This window comes from Cupriavidus sp. UME77 (assembly GCF_014170355.1).
In the GTDB taxonomy this organism is placed as follows: Bacteria; Pseudomonadota; Gammaproteobacteria; order Burkholderiales; family Burkholderiaceae; genus Cupriavidus; species Cupriavidus basilensis.
Genome location: NZ_LZZU01000031.1, coordinates 1 through 20,229 on the forward strand (window position 1 = coordinate 1; position 20,229 = coordinate 20,229).

Genomic DNA, 20,229 nt, shown 5'->3' on the forward strand with positions numbered 1-20,229 from the left:
GTTCATGGCGTCACTTGGAATGCCTCTTGCCATGCAAGATTCGCGCCGAGATGCCTTTCATTGTATTGCGGGGTTTCCCGGATTCAATGGCTGCCGGCGCACGCGGCCAGAACCGCCGGTGTATGCTGTTGCCCTGCTGCGCGGCAGGGCGTCTACTGGCGATGCCAGCATGCTGGCGCGTAGTCTAAAACACAGAATATGCCTGGAGAGATGGATGACCGAATTCGTATTTGCCCCGCCGGCGCCCAATGGCGTGCCCGTGCGCGGCAGCAGCGCTCAGTTCCCGGTGCGCCGGGTCTACTGCGTGGGCCGCAACTATGCCGCCCATGCCCGTGAAATGGGTTCGGATCCCGACCGTGAGCCGCCGTTCTTCTTCTGCAAGCCCGCCGACGCCGTAAGCTATGTGGCCGACGGCACCGAAGGCGCCTTCCCCTATCCGCAGGGCACCAGCAATTGCCACTATGAAGTGGAGCTTGTCGTTGCCATCGGCAAGGGCGGCAAGGACATCGCCGAGGCGGATGCCGCGAGCCACGTGTTTGGCTACGCGCTCGGCCTCGACATGACGCGCCGCGACCTGCAGAACGAATCGAAGAAGACCGGCCGCCCCTGGGAAACCGGCAAGGCCTTCGACAAGTCCGCCCCGATCGGCCCGATCGTGCCGGTGTCCGCCATCGGCCATCCGGAGAAGGGCGCGGTCACGCTGTCCGTCAACGGCGTGGAGAAGCAGCGCGGCGACCTGTCGGACCTGATCTGGTCGGTGCCCGAGATGGTGTCCTATCTCTCCAAGCTGTTCGAGCTGCAACCCGGCGACCTGATCTACAGCGGCACGCCTGAAGGCGTGGGCCCGGTGGTCAAGGGCGATGTCATGCGGTGCAAGATCGAAGGCGTGGGCGAGCTCACCGTCAAGGTAGTCTGAGTCCATGCTCAAGCTTTACAGCTACTTTCGCAGCTCCGCCTCGTACCGGGTACGCATTGCCCTGCAATTGAAGGGCTTGCCCTACGAGTACCTGCCGGTGCATCTGTTGCGCGACGGCGGCCAGCAACTGCAGCCGGCCTACCGGGCGCTGAACCCCGATGCGCTGGTGCCGACCCTGCTGGATGACGATCACGTATTGATCCAGTCCGTGGCGATGGTCGAGTACCTCGACGAGACGCATCCCGAGCCGCCCCTGCTGCCGGGCAGCGCGCTCGACCGCGCCTACATCCGCGCGCTGGCGCTGGAGGTCGCGTGCGAGATCCATCCGCTGAATAACCTGCGCGTGCTGAAGTACATCAAGCACACGCTGGGCGTGGCGGAGGAGGCCAAGGACGCGTGGTATCGCCACTGGGTCGAGCTGGGTTTCGAGTCGGTCAATACCAACCTCGTGCGCTCGGGCAAGGCTGGGCGTTTCTGCTTTGGCGATACGCCGACGCTGGCGGACATCTGCCTGGTGCCGCAGGTGTTCAACGCGCAGCGCTTCAATATCGACGTGGCCCGCTACCCGGCCATTGCCAAGGTGTTCGACTCCTGCATGGCGCTGCCCGCGTTCCAGCAGGCCGAGCCCAAGGCGCAGCCGGACGCCGAATAAGCTGCCACGCCAGGTTCGGCAGGCCGCAATAAGCAAAAAGCCCCGCAAGCGATTGCGGGGCTTTTTTACTGGCGAGCCGGGTGGGCTGCTCAGCCGAGCAGTGCGTCGGCGAATTCCTCGGCCTTGAAGGGCTGCAGGTCCTCGACCTTCTCGCCCACGCCGATGAAGTAGACCGGCACCGGGCGCTGGCGCGCGATCGCGGCCAGGATGCCGCCCTTGGCGGTGCCGTCGAGCTTGGTCACGATCAGCCCGGTCAGGCCCAGCGCGTCGTCGAACGCCTTGACCTGGGACAGCGCGTTCTGGCCGGTGTTGGCGTCGATTACCAGCAGCGATTCGTGTGGCGCGTTCGGCATCGCCTTGGCGATGACACGCTTGACCTTCTTCAGCTCTTCCATCAGGTGCAGTTGCGTGGGCAGGCGACCCGCGGTATCGGCCATCACGATATCGACGCCGCGTGCGCGTGCCGCGTTGACCGCGTCGAAGATCACCGCCGCCGGGTCGCCGCTCTCCTGCGATACCACGGTGACATTGTTGCGCTCGCCCCAGATGGTGAGCTGCTCGCGCGCGGCGGCGCGGAAGGTGTCGCCCGCGGCCAGCAGCACGGACTGGTCATAGCTCTGGAAGTGCTTGCACAGCTTGCCGATGCTGGTGGTCTTGCCGGCGCCGTTCACCCCCGAGATCATCATCACCAGCGGCTGCTCGCGGCCAAGGGACATGGTCTTCTCGAGCGGGCGCAGCAGGTCGGTCAGCAGCTCGCGCAGCGCGGCCTTGACGCCTTCGGCGGTTTCGATGCGTTCGGTCTTGACGCGGCGGCGCAGCGCGCTCAGCAGGTGCTCGGTAGCCTCGACGCCGGCGTCGGCCATGATCAGGGCCGTTTCCAGGTCCTCGAACAGGTCTTCGTCGACCTTGACGCCAACAAACAGCGTGCCCAGATTGCGGCTGGTCTTGGACAGCCCGGTGCGCAGGCGCTGCATCCAGCCGCGCTTGGCCTCGGCGGAGGCGGCCGGCGGCGGGGTCAGGACCAGTTCCTCGGCAGCGGCCGGAGCCGCGCTCCGGACTGGCTGGACGGCGGTTGGCGGGACGGGAACGGCGGCGGCCGGGGCAGGCCCGGCCGCGGGAATTGGGGGTGGCGCGCTGGCGGGCACCGCGGCCGGCGTGGCAGCAGGCGCCGGGCTTTGCACCTCGGGCGGCGCACTGGCCGGTTCGGCCTTGCGCTTCTTCCAGAAACTAAACATTGGGAAAGGGGTCAATACCCCGGTAGAATCAATCGCCAAAATTCTAGCAGACGGGGTCGCATGAACCATTGTGCTGTCAGGTCCAGGTCGGGCGCCGCCCGTACCGCTTCGCTTCTTGCCGGCGCCGGCGCTGTTCGCCCGGCCGCTTTCTCCCGGCGCCTCGTTCCCACCCTTTTGTTGATCGCGATGCCCTGGCTCGGCGCTGCCTATGCGCAGACCGCCGTGGTGGCGCCGCCGTTGCCGGCTGGCCAGGCCCCCGCCGCGCAAACCGCCGCGGCGCAGGCCGATACCACCGAGTTCAAGCTGTCCAACGGCATGCGGGTCATCGTCAAGGAAGACCATCGCGCGCCCACCGTAGCCCACCAGATCTGGTATCGCGTGGGCGGCATGGACGAGGTCAGTGGCACCACTGGCGTGGCGCACATGCTTGAACACATGATGTTCAAGGGTACACCAAAGGTCGGGCCGGGCGAGTTTTCCAAGCAGATCGCAGCATTGGGCGGGCGCGAGAACGCCATGACCAACCGCGACTTCACGCTCTATTACCAGCAGATCAGCAAGCAGTACCTGCCGAAGATGATGGAGCTGGAAGCCGACCGCATGGCCAACCTCATCATCAAGAAGGATGAGTTCGAGCGGGAAATGAAGGTCGTGATGGAAGAGCGGCGCCTGCGCACGGACGACTCCGCGCGCGGCACCGTCTACGAGCAGTTGCTGGCCACCGTCTACACCGCCGGGCCCTACCGGCATCCCGTGATCGGCTGGCCGGCCGACCTGGTCAACATGCGCGTGGAAGACGTGCAGGCCTGGTACAAGAACTGGTACGTGCCCGACAACGCGCTGCTGGTGGTAACGGGCGACGTCACTGCGGCCGAGGTCAAGGCGCTGGCGGAGCGCACCTACGGCAAGCTCAAGGCCCGCCCGCTGCCGCTGCGCAAGGACCAGCAGGAGCCGGCGCAGAAGGGCATCAAGCGGATCTGGGTCAAGGCCCCGGCCGAGAACCCCTACGTGGTCCTGGCGTACAAGGTGCCGCGCCTGCGCGATGTCGAGAAGGACGTCGATCCCTACGCCCTGGAAGTCCTCTCCGCCGTGCTCAATGGCTACGACAACGCCCGCCTGACGCGCGACCTGGTGCGCGAGCGCCGCATCGCCGACGACGTCAACGTGGGCTACGACAGCATCAACCGCGGCGAGTCCCTGATGGTGCTCGACGGTACGCCGGCCACTGGCCATAGCACCGAGGAGATCGAGCGCGCGCTGCGCGACGAGATCGCCCGCATTGCGCGCGAAGGCGTCTCGCCCGCAGAGCTCAAGCGGGTCAAGGCGCAGGTGGTGGCGGGGCAGATCTATAAGCGCGACTCGGTGTTCGGGCAGGGCATGGAGATCGGCGTGGCCGAGATCGCCGGCATTTCCTGGCGCCAGCTCGACCGCATGCTCGACAAGATCAAGGCCGTCACGCCGGAACAGGTGCAGGCGGTGGCGGGCAAATACTTCAACGACGATAACCTGACCGTGGCGACCCTGCTGCCGCAGCCGATCGACCCGAACAAGGCGAAGGCTCCGGCCGGCGCCGCCGACTCGCTCCGCTGAGCGCTCTAGAGGACAGGACCCAAGATGCCTCTCTTTGCCCCGACGATCCCGTCGCCACGCCTGTTGCGCCGCCTGGCAGGCGCGGCTTGCGGTGCGCTTGCCCTGATCGCCTCGCAGGCCGCGCTGGCTGCGATCCCGATCGAGCAGTGGACCACCTCCACCGGCGCCCGCGTGTATTTCGTGCGCAGCCCGTCCATTCCCATGCTCGACGTCAATATGGATTTCGACGCCGGCAGCCGCTACGACCCGGCCGGCAAGGCCGGCCTTGCCACGCTCGCCTCGGCCCTGCTCGACAAGGGCGCGGCCGCGCAGGATGGCCAGCCGGCCCGCAATGAAGCGCAGGTGGCTGACGCCTTCGCCGACACCGGCGCCGACTTCGGCGGCGCCGCCAGTAGCGATCGCGGCGGCATTGGCCTGCGCACGCTGACCTCCGAGCCGGAACTCAGCCAGTCGCTCGCGCTGGCCGGGCAGCTGATCAAGGCGCCGGCCTACCCGGATGCCGTGGTGGCGCGCGAGAAGCAACGCCTGATCACCGCCATCCGCGAGGCCGATACCAAGCCCGGCGTGATCGCCGACAAGATGGTGTCGCGGGCGATCTATCCGTCGCACCCGTATGGCGTGTCGCCGACCGAGGCCAGTGTCGAATCGATCACGCGAGCCGATATCGAGCGCTTCTGGCGGGATAATTTCGCGGCGTCGCGTGCCGTCTTGACGCTGATCGGCGCCATCGACCGCAAGCAGGCTGAGGCCATTGCCGAGCAGCTGACGCGCGGCCTGCCGGCTGGCGCCACGCCGCCCACGATGCCCCCGGTGCAGCTCAAGATCCCGGCTAGCGAGCAGCGCGTGCCGCATCCGGCGCAGCAGGCTACTGTCGCCATCAGTCAGCCCGCCATCGCGCGTGGTGATCCAGACTACTTTGCCCTGCTGGTGGGCAACTACGTGCTCGGCGGCGGCGGCTTCAGCTCGCGCCTGACCGATGAGGTGCGGGAAAAGCGCGGCCTCACCTACGGCGTCGACAGCTACTTCGCACCCGCCAAGCAGGCAGGACCCTTCGGCATCGGCTTGCAGACCAAGAAGGCACAGACCAACGAAGCGCTGGCGCTGGTGCGCAAGGTGCTGGCGCAGTACGTGGCGCAAGGCCCTACCGACACCGAACTGAAGGCCGCCAAGGATAATCTGGTCAACGGCTTCCCGCTGCGCATCGACAGCAACCGCAAGCTGCTGACCAATGTGGCCAATATCGGCTGGTATGGGCTGCCGCTGGACTACCTTGACACCTGGACCGCCCAGATCGGCAAGGTCACCCGAAACCAGGTCCGCGAAGCCTTCCAGCGCCACGTGTTCCCGGACGCCATGGCGACCGTCATCGTGGGTGGACCGGAATAACGCAGTGACAGGAGCGGGTGCCGGGAGGCGTTCCCGGCGCTTGCGCTTTTCCGCGCCGCAGGCTCTACAATCACGGCATGAATTCGCGTACCCGATCTCCCTCGCCCGCTGCCAGCGGGCGATCCCCATCCCCCTCGCCGCGGCAGTCTCCTGCCCAGGTCCGCATCATTGGCGGCAAGTGGAAGCGCACACCGCTGCCCGTGCTCGATGCCGAAGGCCTGCGTCCCACCCCTGACCGCGTGCGTGAGACCCTGTTCAACTGGCTTGGGCAGGACATGTCCGGGCTGGCTTGCCTCGATCTGTTTGCCGGCTCCGGCGCACTGGGTTTCGAGGCGGCCTCCCGGGGTGCCCAGCAGGTCACCATGGTCGAAGCCAATCCGCGCGTGGCCAAGCAGCTGCGCGACAACCAGTACCGGCTCGACGCCCAGCAGATCCGGGTGGTGCAAGGCGATGCGTTCGCGACCGCGGCACAGATGCCGTCGGCCAGCTTCGACGTGGTGTTCCTCGATCCGCCCTTTGCCGAAGACTGGCTTGGCCCCGCGCTGGAGCATGCGGCGCGGCTGTCACGTCCAGGCGGTGCCGTGTATGTCGAAACGGATCGCGCCCTGATCGGCCCCGACGCGCCCGTGCCGGCGGCGCTGGAGATCGTGCGGCATGCACGGGCTGGCGCGGTGCACTTCCATTTGTTGCAGCACAGGAACCTTTGAAGGGCCGGTGGCCGCGGGCATTGTGACCGGCCACCGGCACGCAAGATGCGGCGGCGCGGCAAAACCGCGATGTGGCGGCTTGCAAGTGCCGCGTTTAGAGTTACACTACGCCGCTGTCGCCAACGCTCGTCACGCAGCCTTGGCTCCAGCCTTCACCATAGTGGGCGGGGTCGATCGGTCCATCCAGGACCGGCAGCGGGCAGAACAAGGAGGAAGCATGGTCGTCGCGGTCTATCCCGGCACTTTCGACCCAATGACCCGGGGCCACGAGGATCTGGTGCGCAGAGCATCCAATATCTTCGATGAGCTCGTGGTCGGCGTGGCGCATAGCCCCAACAAGCGCCCGTTCTTTTCGCTGGAAGAGCGCATAGGCATCGCCCGTGAAGTCCTGGGCCACTATCCCAATGTGCGCGTCGAAGGTTTCTCCGGCCTGCTCAAGGATTTTGTCCGCAAGAACAATGCGCGCGTGATCGTGCGGGGTTTGCGCGCGGTTTCCGACTTCGAGTACGAGTTCCAGATGGCGGGCATGAACCGTTACCTGCTGCCGGACGTGGAAACCATGTTCCTGACGCCGTCAGACCAGTACCAGTTCATCTCCGGCACCTTCGTGCGCGAGATCGCGGTGCTTGGCGGCGATGTCAGCAAGTTTGTGTTCCCCTCGGTCGAACGCTGGCTTGCGGAAAAGATCGGCAGCAAAACGGAATAAAATAGAGTCTTGCAACATGTCGGCCGCGGCCAGTCGGGCGCGGGGCATGCTGGGTTCAAAGGAAACACCATGGCACTATTGATCACCGACGACTGCATCAATTGCGACGTTTGTGAGCCGGAGTGCCCAAACGAAGCCATTTCGATGGGGCCCGAGATCTATGAGATCGACCCCAACAAATGTACCGAATGCGTTGGGCACTTCGACGAGCCGCAATGCCAGCAGGTTTGTCCTGTGGCTTGCATCCCGCACGATCCCAACCGCATCGAGACGCGCGAGATCCTGATGGATCGCTACCGTCTCCTTACGGCGGCCAAACGGGCAGCCTGAGCTGCCACTGCGGCTTGCGGCATGAAGCTCGCAGCAAAAAAAAGCCCCATGACCTTCGCGGTGATGGGGCTTTTTGTTTGGGCGCGCGTTCAGCAGTTTCAGCGGTTCGTATGCAGTTCCAGCATGGCGCGCTCGGACTCGCCTTTGGCCAGCAACCCAAGCGGTGCGATGCTGCGGTCGATGGCTTCGTCGATGGCCTGCTGCTCCTCGCGGCGCGGCGGCTTCAGCACAAAATTGATCACATCTTCGCGCTCGCCACCGCCACCGGCCGAATTGCGCGGATGGCCGACACCAATGCGCAGGCGCCAGTAGTCCTGGGTGGTCAGGTGTGCGGAAATATCCTTGAGGCCATTGTGGCCGCCCGCGCCACCGCCACGCTTGAGCTTGACGGTGCCCGAGGGCAGGTCCATCTCGTCATGCGCCACCGCGATCTCGTCCGGCAGGATCTTGTAGAAGCGCGCGAGCGATACCACGGACAGCCCGGAGCGGTTCATGAAGGTGGACGGCTTGAGCAGCCAGATTTCCTGGTCCCACAGCCGGGCGCGCGCTGCCAGCCCGTGGAAGCGGCCTTCCACGCGCAGGGTGACGCCGCCCATGCGGGCAAGCTGGTCGACCAGCCAGAAGCCGGCATTGTGGCGCGTGGCTTCGTATTCCGCCCCGGGATTTCCGAGGCCGACGATGAGTTTGATCATGCGTTGTACTTCTTGGTTGATGGGGCTCGACGCACGAGGCGCGGGGCAGCTGGCAACTGCTTGGCTGCAACTACAACTGCAAAGTCAAGATCAACAGCAGTTTCACCACTCCTGCGGGGCGGCGACCTACTTTTTTGTCTTGCCAAAAAAGTAGGTCGCCGCCCCATACGGCCTTGGCACACCTTGACGGCTCGCTTCGCATCGCGCATGGGTGTGCTGCCAGAAGCCAAGCATACGCGAACCTCGGGACGAAAAAAAACCGCCGGACGCGCCGGCGGTTTTTTCTTGCGGCTGCAAGAGCCGTCCTGTCACACGGCCCAAAGGCCGCGTTCAGGGTACTCAGGCAGCAGGCGTTTCTTCCGCTGCAGCAACGCCGCCGGCCGGCAGCGAGATGCTGGCGATGGCGGGGTTTTCGTCACCGTGGGTGATGGCGCTCACGCCCTTCGGCAGCTTCACGTCGGACAGGTGCAGGGTCTGGCCCAGTTCTGCATTGCCCAGGTCCACTTCGATGAACTCAGGCAGGTCGGCCGGCAGGCACGACACTTCCAGTTCGTTCAGGATGTGGTTGACGATGCCATGGCCCAGCTTCACGCCCGGGGCGTTTTCCTGGTTCATGAAGTGCAGCGGCACCTTGACGTGGATCTTGTCGGTGGCCGACACGCGTTGGAAGTCAACGTGCAGGACCAGCGGCTTGAACGGGTGCATCTGGAAAGCGCGCAGCAGGGCCTTTTCAGCCTTGCCTTCCACTTCGAGGTCGAGAATCGACGAGTGGAATGCTTCTTTCTTCAGCGCGTGGAACAGTGCGTTGTGATCGAGTTCGATCATCTTGGGTTCGGCTGCGCCGCCATAGATGATGCCGGGGGTCTTGCCGGCGTTGCGCAGGCGGCGGCTCGCACCCGTTCCCTGTACGCTACGCTCGAAGGCTACTACTTTCATGATGACTCCAAATGTAAGAGGGCTGTCCGCGACCAGACAGCCCGATGAACCTCGTCACGTGCCGTAATCGGGGTCTTACTCCCCAAAAAACAGCCGCAAACGCGGTAAAGCCTTGAATTCTATCAGGAATCGGCAAACAGCGACATGATCGAGTCGCCCTTGACGATCCGGGTAAAGGTCTCTGCCAGCAGCGATGCGGTCGAGAGCTGGCGAATCTTGCCGGACTGGATCGCATCGTCGCGCAGCGGAATCGTGTCGCACACCACCACTTCATCCAGTTCGGAGTCGGCGATGCGGGCAGCCGCGCCACCGGACAGGACCGGGTGGGTACAGTAAGCGAATACCTTCAGCGCGCCGCGTTCCTTGAGCACCTGGGCCGCCTTGCACAGGGTGCCGCCGGTGTCGATCATGTCATCCATGATCACGCAGTTGCGGCCGTCGACTTCACCGATGATGTTCATCACTTCGGCCACGTTGGCCTTGGGACGACGCTTGTCGATGATGGCCAGGTCGCAGTTCAACTGCTTGGCCAGCGCACGGGCGCGCACCACGCCGCCGACGTCGGGCGAGACCACCAGCAGATTGCCGTAGTTCTTCTCGCGCAGGTCGCCCAGCAGAACCGGGGAGGCGTAGATGTTATCAACCGGGATATCGAAGAAGCCCTGGATCTGGTCGGCGTGGAGGTCCATGGTCAGGACCCGCTCGACGCCGGCAACTTCCAGCATGTTGGCTACCACCTTGGCCGAGATCGCGACGCGCGCTGAACGCGGGCGGCGGTCCTGGCGGGCATAGCCGAAGTAGGGCATGGCGGCAGTGATGCTGCGTGCCGAAGCGCGCTTGAGCGCATCGACCATCACCATCAGTTCCATCAGGTTGTCGTTGGTCGGCGCGCAGGTGGACTGCAGCACGATGACGTGCTTGCCGCGAACATTTTCCTGGATTTCAACTTGGACTTCGCCGTCGGAGAACCGACCGACCTGGGCCTTCCCGAGCGGGATGCCGAGGTGCTGAACGACAGCCTCCGCGAGTTTGGGGTTGGCGTTGCCGGTAAAAACCATCAAGCCTTCGCTGCTCATTCGGTGCACCTGTCTTGCTACTGGAGGGGGGAACGATTGCTGCCGGCTAGTGCCGGCAGCTTTTCGTGCAGGTCCGTAAGGACACTGTAGGATGTAATGGCAGGGGAAGAAGGATTCGAACCTTCGAATGCCGGAATCAAAATCCGGTGCCTTGACCAACTTGGCGACTCCCCTACACAACCGGGTACGTCCATCGTCACATTCAACTGACTGCGACGCCGAACGAAAAACTTTTATGCGAGCGTTGCGAGTGGGTGTTGCGATAAACTCTTCGCACACCTGCCATCCCATTCGGGAGGCAACCGGTCTAGTACCTGCTGCGCAGTTTGCTCGTCGTTGAATCGTGCAAACACGCAGGCTCCGGAACCGGTCATCCTTGCATGTGGACTGTACTGTCTCAACCATTCAAGGGCTCGGGCAACTTCGCCGAACTTCACTGTTGCTATCGCTTCCAGGTCGTTGCGACCGAAACCGAACTTGTTTGTGCATCCAGTGAAGTCCGCTATTATGGAGATCGCCGTATCCCTTGTCAAGCGCTCGTCTGAAAAAATTGCAGCGGTCGGAACATGCTGCCGCGGATGGATGATCACGAACCAGCTTTCAGGCAATTCGACCGTCGTCAGTTCCTCGCCAACCCCCTGCGCGAACGCGTTTTCTCCATGCACGAAGAACGGCACGTCGGCACCTAGCGAAAGGCCGATGCGCTTGAGTTCGTCGCGTCCCAGGCCCAGCCCCCAAAGATGATTCAGTGCCAGCAGCGTGGTCGCCGCGTCCGACGATCCGCCGCCGATGCCGCCGCCCATCGGCAGCCGCTTGGCAATCGCGATGTCTGCGCCAAAGCGGGTGCCGCCAGCTTGCTGCAAGGCCTGCGCGGCGCGCACGATCAGGTCGCTCTGCGCCGGTACGCCCGGCACGTCGCTGATGCGCTCGATGCGGCCATCATCGCGGCGGAAGAAGTCGAGCGTATCGCTCCAGTCCACCAGTTGGAAAACCGTCTGCAGCGTGTGGTAGCCATCCGCGCGGCGTCCGGTCACATGCAGGAAGAGATTCAGCTTGGCGGGCGCCGGGCAGTCGCGCAGCGCAGGCGCAGGCAAGGTGCGGGCCGTGCTCATTGTGCTTGCTCCGGATCGATGACCAGGCGTACCGAGAGCGGGTTGGCTGCGCCGTCGCGCGCGAGGTCGATGCGGCGCGGGCTCGCCGCGGCCGGCGTGGATGGTGTCGTGGGTGCGGCTTCCTGCCATGCCACGTAGCGCACGGTCCAGCCGTTCTGCGCCAGGGTAGCCAGCCGTCCGTTGTCGTCACGCGTGGTGCGCGCCGGGCTGCCGGGCGCGGGGCGGGCGTGCAGCCAGTCGCGCAGGCCTGCCACCGGCAGCGAAAATCCAAGCGCTTCTTCCAGCAAGGTATCGACTTCGGGGGCGTTGCGCGGTGGCTGGTTGGGCAGGTCGAGCGTGGCCCCCGAAGGCGTGGAGGTGACCACCGCCAGGGTCTGGCCCAGCGGCGAGATCAGGTCCAGGCGCACATTGCGGCCTTGCTCATGCCATTGGAAGCTGCCCTGCACGCCTTCATCGCGGCCGTAGCGCACGTAGTTGGCGGCGAAGCGGCCGCTGAGGTCGCGAGCCTGGGCGGTCTCGCCGGCGTCGAACTGCCGCGTGGGCGTGATGCTGGCGCAGGCGGCGAGCCATAAGGGGGCGCTCAGGCAGAGCAGGGCAAGGCGTCGGGATGTGGGCATGGCGTTTGGCGTGCGCGCCGGCGCCGCCGGGCGCCGGGCTGCCGGCCCGGCGCGAGGGCCGGGCGGCGGATGATTGCGGGTGATCGGAATGCTGCGTGATGGCTGCGGACGGCTGCGGACGGCAGGATGCTACTTGGACAGCGCGGAGAGCGGGACGTTATAGCGGCGCAGGGTGTCGATCAGGATGACGTTATCCGGCTCGATCTTGGCGGCTTCGGTCCAGGTCTTGCGGGCCTCGTCCTGCTGGCCGAGCTGCCACAGCACCTCACCGAGGTGGGCGCCGATTTCGGCCTCGGGCGCCTTGGCGTAAGCGTTGCGCAGCAGCTCAGCGGCCGGTTGCAGCTGGCCCAGGCGGAACTTGACCCAGGCCAGGCTATCCATGATGTAGGGGTCGTCCGGGCCCAGCGCCGAGGCTTTTTCCAGCAGCTGGAGGGCTTCGGGCAGGCGCACGTTGCGGTCCGCAAGCGAATAGCCCAGGGCGTTATAGCCCTGCTTGGCTTCCGGCTGCATGGCGATCACGCGGCGCAGCAGCTTTTCCATGCTGTCGTAGCGCTTCTCGCGCTCATCGAGCATGGCGAGTTCATAGACCCAGTCCGAGTTGTCGGGCTCCGCCGCGGCGCGTTCATCCAGCACCTTGCGGGCGCGGTCGTAGGACTTGGCGTCGATCAGCATGCCAACTTCTGCCTGGCGGATAGCGGTCATGCGCTGCGCGCGCTGGTCGGGCTCGGGTATATCCTCGGCATCGGCCAGCATGTCGTTGAATACCGCCTGGGCGTCGTCGAGCTTGCCCATGCGGCCCAGCAACTGCGCGCGCTTGACGGCTGCAGCCGGCGCGAGGCGGGCGTCGTCGATGCGGTCGAGCCAGGCTACGGCCGCCGGGTAGTCCTTCTTTTCCTCAGCGATCTGCGCCAGGTACTGGTAGGCGATATCCGGGCTGGCCGCCGGTACTTGCTCGGCGAGTTGCAGGTATTCCTTCAGGTACAGCTCGGCTTCGTCGTAGCGCTTGGACTGCAGGCTGGTGAGGCCGAGGGCGAGCGGCACGCGCGGATCCTTCGGCGCAATCTTGCGCAGTGTCTCGAACTCCGCGCGCGCGGCTTGCAGGTCGTTTTGCTGCAGGTAGAGGCGGGCCAGCGTGATGTGCCCGTTGACCGAGGCTGGGGCCTTGTTGACGAACGCCTTGAGCCCGGCAATGGCCTGGTCCGGTGCGCTGTCGGCGCGCAGCTCGGCAGCCATCAGCGCGGCACCTTCGAAGTCGGGACGGATCTTCTGGGCCTCGTCGAGCTCCGCCAGCGCGCCGGGAATATCGCTGGCGGCTTCCTTGGCGCGCGCAAGGGCAAGGTGAGTCTCGGCCGATTTCAGGTCGTTCGCCACCAGGCGCTGCAGCAGCGCGGCCGCGCCGGCGGGATCGCTGGTGCGCGAAAGCTGCTGCTGCATCTGCAGGATGGCCTCCGGCCGCTGGCTCGGCGGCACGCCATTGAGCTGCAGAGCCAGCAGGGGTTCGGCTTCGTCCCATCGGCCGCTAAGGACCAGCAGGGTCGACAGCACCTGCCGCGCACCGGCGGAGGTGGGCGCAAGCTCGGTCCACAGCCGCGCGGCGTCAAGCGCTTGCTGGGCGCTGCGGGCATTGAACGCGATCTCGGTGGCGCGTTGGGCAAAGCGCGGGTCGCGCGTATTGCGCGCCAGTTCCAGGTACGTCTGGTAAGCGGGGCCGACCACGCCGCGCTGGACGGAGATTTCCGCGGCCAGCACCCGGTAGAGGATGTCCGCGGTCAGCGGCACCGTCGGCAGCGGCATCTTCGGCGGCAGCGGGTTCGAGCGGATTGGCGTGGTGGCCTCCGCGGCGACCTTCATCGCGGGCTTGCCGTCCGCGGGCGCGGCGTGGCTGGCAAGCGGCGCCAGGGCGCAGACTGCCACCGCGGCCGCAGCCGTGGCCGCGAGCCTGTGACGCAGCGGCCGCCGGGGGAAGAGAAGTTGAGCGGTGGTCATCGGGGTACGGTCCAGGCGGTCCGACATGTGGGTGGGTGCTCCAGCACTCAAAGGCGATGGGGAAGGTAAAGGCATTGTAGCCTGCCGCTACAATGCTTTGCTTATCCGCATGGCACCGGCACGGCTGGGGTCTCTGGCGGTTTGAGTGGCACAAAAGGGAGAGGTTCGATGCCTGAGTTGCCGGAGGTCGAAGTGACCCGGCGCGGCTTGCTGCCGCATGTGGTTGGGCGGCGCATTGCCGACGTGGTGGTGCGCCATCGCGGCTTGCGCTGGCCGGTCGAGCCGGATCTGGAGTCGCAGCTGGCCGGGCGGGTGATCGCGCGCATCGAGCGGCGCGGCAAATACCTGCTGCTGGAGTGCGTGCGCCCGGACGGCGAGGCTCCGGGATGGCTGCTGATCCACCTTGGCATGACCGGCACTTTGCGGGTGTTGCCGCAGGCGCCGCCGCCGGGCACGCACGATCACCTTGACCTGGTCCTTGCCGACCCCGGCGGCGTGGCCGATACGCAGCCCAGCGCAGCCGCCAACAGCCTGGTGCTGCGTTTCCGCGATCCGAGGCGCTTTGGCGCGGTGCTGTGGAGCCTGCTCGAAGAGTCGCAATTGCCGACCCATCCGCTGCTGAGCAAGCTCGGCATCGAGCCGTTCGACCCACGTTTCGACGGGGCCTGGCTCTATCGCCTGGGACGCGGGCGCAGCGCGGCCATCAAGACCGTGCTTCTCGCGGGCGACATTGTGGTGGGCGTGGGCAATATCTATGCATCGGAAAGCCTGTTTGCCGCTGGCATCCGCCCCACCACGCCGGCCGGGCGCTTGTCTCTGGCGCGTTGCGAACGCCTGGCCGAGGCCGTGCGCGACACGCTGGCCCGCGCGATCGAGCGCGGTGGCAGCACTTTGCGCGACTTTGTCGGCAGCGATGGCAGCAGTGGATATTTCCAGCTGGATTGCGCCGTGTACGACCGCGCCGGCCATCCATGCCGGGTCTGCGGCACCACCATCAGGCAGATCGTCCAGGGGCAGCGCTCCACGTTCTACTGCCCGAGCTGCCAACGTTGAGCGCGGCGCCGCCGTGCCTGCGGCTCTCGTTGCGCGGGCCGTACGAGAGTGACGATTGCCTATCTTCTTGCGAATGTGGCGCCAACCCGATGGCCCGGCGCAACAGGCAAGGCGGCGGGCGACTCGAATTTCACAAAAATCCGCCGTAAACCTGTATCTTGAAGAACGTAAAAAAGTGTTACAAAGACACCATGTCACCGCCCGGGTGCCGGCCATCGGACATCGAGATGTCAGGCCTGCAGCGCCGTCGCGGGGGCTTTTCGCCAAGCCGACCCCAGTGCCAATGACAACCCTCGCCCTTCAATTCGAACAATACGGCGCCTGGAGAACCGGGGTACTCCACTCCCTGGCCGAATTCCGCTCCTGGCTGCAGCAGCACGATCTCTACGACGCCCAGGCCGATGAACGCGTCCAGCGCATCCAGGGTGTGCTCAAGAGCGACCGGCTCAAGGTGGCGTTCATCGCGGAGTTCTCGCGGGGCAAGAGCGAGCTGATCAACGCGATTTTCTTTGCCGACTACGGCCGTCGCATCCTGCCGTCTTCCGCGGGGCGCACCACGATGTGCCCGACCGAGCTGCGCTACGACGAAGCCGAGGCGCCGTGCATCCGGCTGCTGCCGATCGAGACGCGCCTGCAGGAAGCGTCCACGGCCGATTTCCTTGACGTCGATGCGCACTGGCATACCGTGCCGCTCGACCCCTCGTCACCCGATGGCATGCTGGATGCGTTCCGGCACGTGGTCGAAACCAACCGTGTCACGCGCGAGATGGCCGAGTCGCTTGGCCTGTACAACGAGAACGATCCCGACGCCGCCTACGCGCTCGATGCCGACGGCATGGTCGAGATTTCCCGCTGGCGCCACGCGGTCATCAACTTCCCGCATCCGCTGTTGCGCCAGGGGCTGGTCATCCTCGACACGCCGGGCCTCAACGCGATCGGCACCGAGCCCGAGCTGACGCTGCGCCTGATCCCGGACGCGCATGTCGTGGTGTTCATGCTGGCGGCCGACGCCGGCGTGACCAAGAGCGACCTCGACCTCTGGCGCAGCCATGTGAGCGCAGGCCACCGCAAGGGGTGCCTGGCGGTGCTCAACAAGATCGATGGCCTGTGGGACCCGCTCAAGTCGCCGGCCGAGACCGCGGCCGAGATCACGCGCCAGGTCACCACCAGCGCTCATGTGCTGGGCATCGACGAGTCGCGCGTCTACCCGGTGTCGGCGCAGAAGGGCCTGGTGGCCAAGGTCACCAACGACGACGACCTGCTGGCGCGCAGCGGCCTGCCGCAGTTCGAGCACGTGTTGTCTGACCAGTTGATCCCGCAGCGGCGCGAGATCGTCGCCGACCAGGTGCAGCGCTCGGTCGAGGAGATGGCGCGTGGCGCGCAGCAACTGCTGCAAAGCCGCCGCCGCAGCATCGTCGAGCAGTTGTTCGAGCTGCGCGGGCTGCGCGGCAAGAACCACGCGATGGTCAAGCATATGCTGATGCGCGTGCAGTCGGAGAAAGAAGAGTTCGAGCAGAGCATCGCCAAGTTCCAGGCGCTGCGGCTGGTGTTCGGGCGCCATAGCGCGGACATCATCAAGAGCCTGCAGCTGCGCGACGTGCGCCGCACCATGCGCGAGCGCCGCGAGCAGATGAAGGAGCGTTTCTTCTCGCGCGGCATGCGCGAGGACATGGACGCCTTGTTCGTGCGGCTCGGCGAACTGGTCAGCGAGGCCGACCAGAAGATCGCCCAGCTCCACCAGCTCACCGACAGCATGTACCGCCGATTCAATGCCGAGCATGGCTTTACGCTGCCCGCGCCGATCCAGTTCGTCACCGCGCGCTACGTCAGCGAGTTGCAGCAGACGCTGGGGTTGGCCCACACGCACTTCGGCGCCATGAACATGCTTACGCGCTCGCGCCCGCAGCTGGTGCAGAGCGCGTTTTCCACCATCGCCACCCGCGTGCTGGAAACCTTCCGGGATCTGAACCGCGATATCGAGATCTGGCTCAAGTCGGTGATGACGCCGCTGGAGGCGCAGGTGCGCGAGCACCAGAAACAGTTGCGCCGCCGGGTCGATTCGATCGAGCGCATCCACGAGGCCACCGACACGCTCGAGAGCCGCATCGCGCAGCTCGAGGAAGTGCTAAACGGCCTGGACGATCGCAGCGGGCGCATCGAATCGTTCTCCAGGCGGATCCTGCAGCCGGACGCCGACGAGGGGCAGCTCAGGGCGTTCGCGGCCTGAAGCGCGGCCGGCGCAAGTCCGGCGGCAAGTCCGGCGGCAAGTGCAGGTGGCGAGGGCTGGTGGCGGCGAGGCGGTATCATGACGCGCCGCCGCCTCCGGCGCTATTGCTCTGTTGCCTTACCCGTCACGTACCCGATGCCCCGCAAGCCCGCCGCTTCTCCTGCCGTTTCAATCGACCTTTCCCCCGCCGTGGTTCCTGCCGATTTCGCCGCGCGCGTGGTGGGCTGGCAGCGTGTGCACGGGCGCCATGACCTGCCGTGGCAGAACACCCGCGACCCTTACCGCATCTGGCTGTCCGAGATCATGCTGCAGCAGACCCAGGTCAGCGCGGTGATCGAGTATTTCCAGCGTTTCGTCGGCCGGCTGCCAACCGTGGCCGCATTGGCCGAGGCCAGCGCGGACGAGGTGATGGCGCTGTGGGCCGGGCTTGGCTACTACTCGCGCGCGCGCAACCTGCACCGCTGCGCCAAGGCCGTGATGAGCGAGCATGGCGGTGTGTTCCCGACCAACCCCGAGGTGCTGGCGACGCTGCCCGGCATCGGCCGCTCCACCGCGGCAGCCGTGGCGGCGTTCAGCGCCGGCGTGCGCTCGCCGATCCTGGATGGCAACGTCAAGCGCGTCTTTGCCAGGTTCTTTGGCATCCATGGCCATCCCGGTGTCAAGGCGGTGGAGAACCGCATGTGGCAACTGGCCGATGCGGTCCTGCCCGCCAAGGGGCCGGCGCAAGCCGAGGACATGGTGTCCTACACCCAGGGCGTGATGGACCTTGGCGCCACTGTCTGTTCGCGCGGCAAGCCAGCCTGCCTCGCCGCCGCCGCGTCGTGCCCGCTGGCCAGCGACTGCGTGGCGCGGCGCGACGGGCTGACCGGCGTGCTGCCCACGCCGAAGCCGCGTGCCGCCATTCCCGAGCGCAGCACCGTGATGCTGCTGGTCCGCCGCGGCCGCGAGGTCCTGCTTGCACTGCGCCCGGACAGCGGCATCTGGGGCGGGCTGTGGAGCCTGCCCGAAATGCCGGTCGACACCGTGCCCTTCGATGCGGAACTGGCCGAAGACGCTGCGCTGGAACGCGCCCGCGAATTCGGCATTCCCAGCACGGCCAATATGGTCGGTGAGCTCACCCACGTCTTCACGCACTTCCGCCTGCTGATCCGCGCCATTCGCGTCGACGTCACCGGCCTCACCGCGCGCGATGCCGCCAACGGCCCCGCGTTACGCTGGCTGTCACTGGACGATCTGGATGCGGTAGGCACGCCCGCGCCGGTGCGCAAGCTGCTGGAGGCGCAAGCCCAAGGCGGATTGTTTTAACGTTGCTTAGAGGATGTGGTGCTGGCGCATGTATCTATGCACGATCTCGATCCGCATGCCCGCGTCCGGCAGCGCCATCAGCATCTGCTTGGCCTTGAGCGGCACCGGCAGGAACTCGCACAGCCGATTGGCCACCCAGCTGGGGTCATCCCACAGGAACGGCTCGCAGAAAGGCAGCTCGCCCGGGTGCTCGGCATGGAGCGAGGCAACGATACGCCGTAGCACGGCCAGGCATTCGCCCAGCAGTTCGAGCTTGCAGTCGATGATGTCGGGCGGCAGCAACTCCGCCTGGCCGACCAGCAAGCCGTCCGGGTTCACGCTGTGGCCCAGCAACCGGAAGCGCTGGCGGCCGCGCGCGCTGATCAGCAGCACGCCCAGTTGCTCCATATTGCAGTCGATGATGTCGGCCAGGCAGCCGATCGTCTCGGGCATGGTGGGCTCGTCCGGGCGGGCGACCTCATTGCCGCTGGCGATCAGGCAGACACCGAAGGGCGTGCGATCGCGCATGCAGGCGCGCACCATGTCCACATAGCGCGCTTCGAACACGCGCAGTGGCAGCAGCCCATCAGGAAAGAGTACGGTATGCAGCGGAAACAGCGGCAGGCTATCCAGCGTAGGCCCCGCCGAGGTGCTGTGCGAGGCGGCGAACGATGCGGATGAGCCGGGCGTGGCGGGTGAGGACATGCTGAGCCAGCAAAGGTTTCGGGCGAGGATTGCCGAGCCTGACCACGAAACCTGGCGGTGCGGCGTTTAGCCGCCCGGTGCGAGCTCGCGGTGTCTCACCAGCACATTACCATGGGCGCGAAAATAGTTGGCAAGTCTTTCCGCGATGTACACGGAGCGATGCTGCCCGCCAGTGCAACCGATTGCGACGGTCAGGTAACTGCGATTGTCAGCGATGAAACTTGGCAGCCACTTTTCCACGTAGGCGCGTATGTCCTCGGCCATGGCCAGCACCATCGGCTGGCTTTGCAGGAAATCGATCACGGGCTCGTCGCGGCCGGTCAGCGGGCGCAGCGCCAGGTCGTAGTAGGGGTTGGGCAGCGAGCGCACGTCGAACACCAGGTCGGCATCGCTGGGCACGCCGTGCTTGAAGCCGAACGACTCGAACAGCAACGTGAGCTTGAGGTCATCGCCGCGCACGAATTCCTTGATCCACGCGCGCAATGTATTGGTGCGCACATTGCTGGTGTCGATGCGGTGCGCAGCCTCCGCCAGGGGGCTCAGGAGTTCGCGCTCCATCTCGATGGCCTCGATCAGCGAGGTGTCGTTGAATGCGGGCTCGGCGGTACTGTCGGCGAGATTCTCGTTCTTGGGATTGTCCGAGAGGCCAGCCATGGCTGCGCGCATCGACAGCGGATGCCGCCGCCTCGTCTCGGAATAGCGCTGCACCAGCGCATCGGTATTGGCGGTCAGGAAGACCACCCGGACCTGGTGTTCGGAGGCGAGGTCGCGAAGCGTGCCGGGCAGCTCGTCCAGCGACTCGCGGCTACGGATATCGGTGGCGACGCCCAGATGGGTGTAGCCCTGCGCCGCCAGGTACTGGGCCAACTCCGGGATAAACTGCGCCGGCAGGTTGTCGACGCAGTAGTAGCCCGCGTCTTCCAGTACGTTCAAGGCAACGGATTTGCCGGAGCCGGAGATCCCGGTGATAAGTATGATGCGCATAGCACGACAAGCATAACATCAGGTGATGACGCCGT

19 protein-coding genes and 1 tRNA gene are annotated in these 20,229 nt (G+C 65.7%); 10 read left to right on the top strand and 10 right to left on the bottom strand.

Features of this window, described 5'->3' with window-relative positions; all coding sequences use genetic code 11:
* The first annotated feature begins 214 nt into the window (after window positions 1-214).
* Both A9975_RS11590 and maiA read left to right on the top strand, forming a co-directional pair.
* On the top strand, window positions 215-916 hold the full coding sequence (locus A9975_RS11590; RefSeq protein WP_183032815.1) for a fumarylacetoacetate hydrolase family protein: 702 nt from the start codon (window positions 215-217) through the stop codon (window positions 914-916).
* Window positions 917-920: 4 nt separating this feature from the next.
* Window positions 921-1,568 (top strand): maleylacetoacetate isomerase, encoded by a 648-nt coding sequence (maiA, locus tag A9975_RS11595; protein ID WP_183032816.1) that lies wholly within the window; start codon window positions 921-923, stop codon window positions 1,566-1,568.
* 89 nt (window positions 1,569-1,657) lie between these two features.
* Here the strand turns inward: maiA and ftsY are convergent, their stop codons facing one another.
* A complete protein-coding gene (ftsY, locus tag A9975_RS11600; protein WP_183032817.1) occupies window positions 1,658-2,803 on the bottom strand; it encodes a signal recognition particle-docking protein FtsY in 1,146 nt (381 codons plus the stop codon).
* Between the two features lie 60 nt (window positions 2,804-2,863).
* On the opposite strand from ftsY, the gene A9975_RS11605 reads away from it, so the two are divergent.
* From A9975_RS11605 to A9975_RS11625, 5 genes are all read left to right on the top strand, one after another.
* A complete protein-coding gene (locus tag A9975_RS11605; RefSeq protein WP_183032818.1) occupies window positions 2,864-4,393 on the top strand; it encodes a pitrilysin family protein in 1,530 nt (509 codons plus the stop codon).
* Between the two features lie 24 nt (window positions 4,394-4,417).
* Complete coding sequence (locus A9975_RS11610) at window positions 4,418-5,779, top strand: pitrilysin family protein (protein WP_183032819.1); 1,362 nt, start codon at window positions 4,418-4,420, stop codon at window positions 5,777-5,779.
* Between the two features lie 77 nt (window positions 5,780-5,856).
* Window positions 5,857-6,486 (top strand): 16S rRNA (guanine(966)-N(2))-methyltransferase RsmD, encoded by a 630-nt coding sequence (gene rsmD, locus A9975_RS11615; RefSeq protein WP_183032820.1) that lies wholly within the window; start codon window positions 5,857-5,859, stop codon window positions 6,484-6,486.
* Window positions 6,487-6,703: 217 nt separating this feature from the next.
* Window positions 6,704-7,192 carry a pantetheine-phosphate adenylyltransferase gene (gene coaD / locus A9975_RS11620; RefSeq protein WP_174426608.1) on the top strand — a complete coding sequence of 163 codons (489 nt, stop codon included), beginning with the start codon at window positions 6,704-6,706 and terminating at the stop codon, window positions 7,190-7,192.
* Between the two features lie 69 nt (window positions 7,193-7,261).
* Window positions 7,262-7,522, top strand: coding sequence for a YfhL family 4Fe-4S dicluster ferredoxin (locus A9975_RS11625; RefSeq protein WP_150991846.1), 261 nt, complete (start codon window positions 7,262-7,264; stop codon window positions 7,520-7,522).
* A 98-nt stretch (window positions 7,523-7,620) separates the two neighbouring features.
* Here A9975_RS11625 and pth read toward each other — a convergent pair whose 3' ends face one another.
* The 7 genes from pth to A9975_RS11660 form a co-directional block, all read right to left on the bottom strand.
* Entirely contained in the window at window positions 7,621-8,214 is a 594-nt protein-coding gene (gene pth, locus A9975_RS11630; protein ID WP_043343405.1) for an aminoacyl-tRNA hydrolase, read from the bottom strand.
* Between the two features lie 339 nt (window positions 8,215-8,553).
* Complete coding sequence (locus A9975_RS11635) at window positions 8,554-9,150, bottom strand: 50S ribosomal protein L25/general stress protein Ctc (protein ID WP_183032821.1); 597 nt, start codon at window positions 9,148-9,150, stop codon at window positions 8,554-8,556.
* Window positions 9,151-9,272: 122 nt separating this feature from the next.
* Window positions 9,273-10,226: a ribose-phosphate pyrophosphokinase gene (locus A9975_RS11640; protein ID WP_017229695.1), complete on the bottom strand. Its 954-nt coding sequence runs from the start codon at window positions 10,224-10,226 to the stop codon at window positions 9,273-9,275.
* A gap of 97 nt (window positions 10,227-10,323) precedes the next feature.
* Window positions 10,324-10,400: transfer RNA gene (locus A9975_RS11645), tRNA-Gln, on the bottom strand.
* A 59-nt stretch (window positions 10,401-10,459) separates the two neighbouring features.
* Window positions 10,460-11,338, bottom strand: a complete 879-nt coding sequence (gene ispE, locus A9975_RS11650; RefSeq protein ID WP_183032822.1) for a 4-(cytidine 5'-diphospho)-2-C-methyl-D-erythritol kinase — start codon at window positions 11,336-11,338, stop codon at window positions 10,460-10,462.
* Window positions 11,335-11,955: a lipoprotein insertase outer membrane protein LolB gene (gene lolB / locus A9975_RS11655; protein WP_150991837.1), complete on the bottom strand. Its 621-nt coding sequence runs from the start codon at window positions 11,953-11,955 to the stop codon at window positions 11,335-11,337. Before lolB ends, ispE begins: the two co-directional genes overlap by 4 nt.
* 129 nt (window positions 11,956-12,084) lie before the next feature.
* Complete coding sequence (locus tag A9975_RS11660; RefSeq protein WP_183032823.1) at window positions 12,085-13,968, bottom strand: tetratricopeptide repeat protein; 1,884 nt, start codon at window positions 13,966-13,968, stop codon at window positions 12,085-12,087.
* Between the two features lie 141 nt (window positions 13,969-14,109).
* Between A9975_RS11660 and mutM the strand changes: the two genes are divergently transcribed.
* From mutM to mutY, 3 genes are all read left to right on the top strand, one after another.
* Window positions 14,110-14,994, top strand: coding sequence for a bifunctional DNA-formamidopyrimidine glycosylase/DNA-(apurinic or apyrimidinic site) lyase (gene mutM / locus A9975_RS11665; protein WP_183032824.1), 885 nt, complete (start codon window positions 14,110-14,112; stop codon window positions 14,992-14,994).
* A 283-nt stretch (window positions 14,995-15,277) separates the two neighbouring features.
* Window positions 15,278-17,221: a dynamin family protein gene (locus A9975_RS11670; protein ID WP_183032825.1), complete on the top strand. Its 1,944-nt coding sequence runs from the start codon at window positions 15,278-15,280 to the stop codon at window positions 17,219-17,221.
* A gap of 135 nt (window positions 17,222-17,356) precedes the next feature.
* Window positions 17,357-18,526 carry an A/G-specific adenine glycosylase gene (mutY, locus tag A9975_RS11675; RefSeq protein WP_183032848.1) on the top strand — a complete coding sequence of 390 codons (1,170 nt, stop codon included), beginning with the start codon at window positions 17,357-17,359 and terminating at the stop codon, window positions 18,524-18,526.
* A 6-nt stretch (window positions 18,527-18,532) separates the two neighbouring features.
* Here mutY and A9975_RS11680 read toward each other — a convergent pair whose 3' ends face one another.
* Both A9975_RS11680 and rapZ read right to left on the bottom strand, forming a co-directional pair.
* Complete coding sequence (locus tag A9975_RS11680; RefSeq protein ID WP_255503170.1) at window positions 18,533-19,210, bottom strand: LON peptidase substrate-binding domain-containing protein; 678 nt, start codon at window positions 19,208-19,210, stop codon at window positions 18,533-18,535.
* Window positions 19,211-19,276: 66 nt separating this feature from the next.
* Window positions 19,277-20,194: an RNase adapter RapZ gene (gene rapZ / locus A9975_RS11685; RefSeq protein WP_183032826.1), complete on the bottom strand. Its 918-nt coding sequence runs from the start codon at window positions 20,192-20,194 to the stop codon at window positions 19,277-19,279.
* Window positions 20,195-20,229 lie beyond the last annotated feature (35 nt).

Bases quoted from the DNA above. Each gene is read 5' to 3' on its own strand.
- A9975_RS11590 (WP_183032815.1), top strand. From the start codon at position 215: ATGACCGAATTCGTATTTGCCCCGCCGGCGCCCAATGGCGTGCCCGTG.
- maiA (WP_183032816.1), top strand. From the start codon at position 921: ATGCTCAAGCTTTACAGCTACTTTCGCAGCTCCGCCTCGTACCGGGTA.
- ftsY (WP_183032817.1), bottom strand. From the start codon at position 2,803: ATGTTTAGTTTCTGGAAGAAGCGCAAGGCCGAACCGGCCAGTGCGCCG.
- A9975_RS11605 (WP_183032818.1), top strand. From the start codon at position 2,864: ATGAACCATTGTGCTGTCAGGTCCAGGTCGGGCGCCGCCCGTACCGCT.
- A9975_RS11610 (WP_183032819.1), top strand. From the start codon at position 4,418: ATGCCTCTCTTTGCCCCGACGATCCCGTCGCCACGCCTGTTGCGCCGC.
- rsmD (WP_183032820.1), top strand. From the start codon at position 5,857: ATGAATTCGCGTACCCGATCTCCCTCGCCCGCTGCCAGCGGGCGATCC.
- coaD (WP_174426608.1), top strand. From the start codon at position 6,704: ATGGTCGTCGCGGTCTATCCCGGCACTTTCGACCCAATGACCCGGGGC.
- A9975_RS11625 (WP_150991846.1), top strand. From the start codon at position 7,262: ATGGCACTATTGATCACCGACGACTGCATCAATTGCGACGTTTGTGAG.
- pth (WP_043343405.1), bottom strand. From the start codon at position 8,214: ATGATCAAACTCATCGTCGGCCTCGGAAATCCCGGGGCGGAATACGAA.
- A9975_RS11635 (WP_183032821.1), bottom strand. From the start codon at position 9,150: ATGAAAGTAGTAGCCTTCGAGCGTAGCGTACAGGGAACGGGTGCGAGC.
- A9975_RS11640 (WP_017229695.1), bottom strand. From the start codon at position 10,226: ATGAGCAGCGAAGGCTTGATGGTTTTTACCGGCAACGCCAACCCCAAA.
- ispE (WP_183032822.1), bottom strand. From the start codon at position 11,338: ATGAGCACGGCCCGCACCTTGCCTGCGCCTGCGCTGCGCGACTGCCCG.
- lolB (WP_150991837.1), bottom strand. From the start codon at position 11,955: ATGCCCACATCCCGACGCCTTGCCCTGCTCTGCCTGAGCGCCCCCTTA.
- A9975_RS11660 (WP_183032823.1), bottom strand. From the start codon at position 13,968: ATGTCGGACCGCCTGGACCGTACCCCGATGACCACCGCTCAACTTCTC.
- mutM (WP_183032824.1), top strand. From the start codon at position 14,110: ATGCCTGAGTTGCCGGAGGTCGAAGTGACCCGGCGCGGCTTGCTGCCG.
- A9975_RS11670 (WP_183032825.1), top strand. From the start codon at position 15,278: ATGACAACCCTCGCCCTTCAATTCGAACAATACGGCGCCTGGAGAACC.
- mutY (WP_183032848.1), top strand. From the start codon at position 17,357: ATGCCCCGCAAGCCCGCCGCTTCTCCTGCCGTTTCAATCGACCTTTCC.
- A9975_RS11680 (WP_255503170.1), bottom strand. From the start codon at position 19,210: ATGTCCTCACCCGCCACGCCCGGCTCATCCGCATCGTTCGCCGCCTCG.
- rapZ (WP_183032826.1), bottom strand. From the start codon at position 20,194: ATGCGCATCATACTTATCACCGGGATCTCCGGCTCCGGCAAATCCGTT.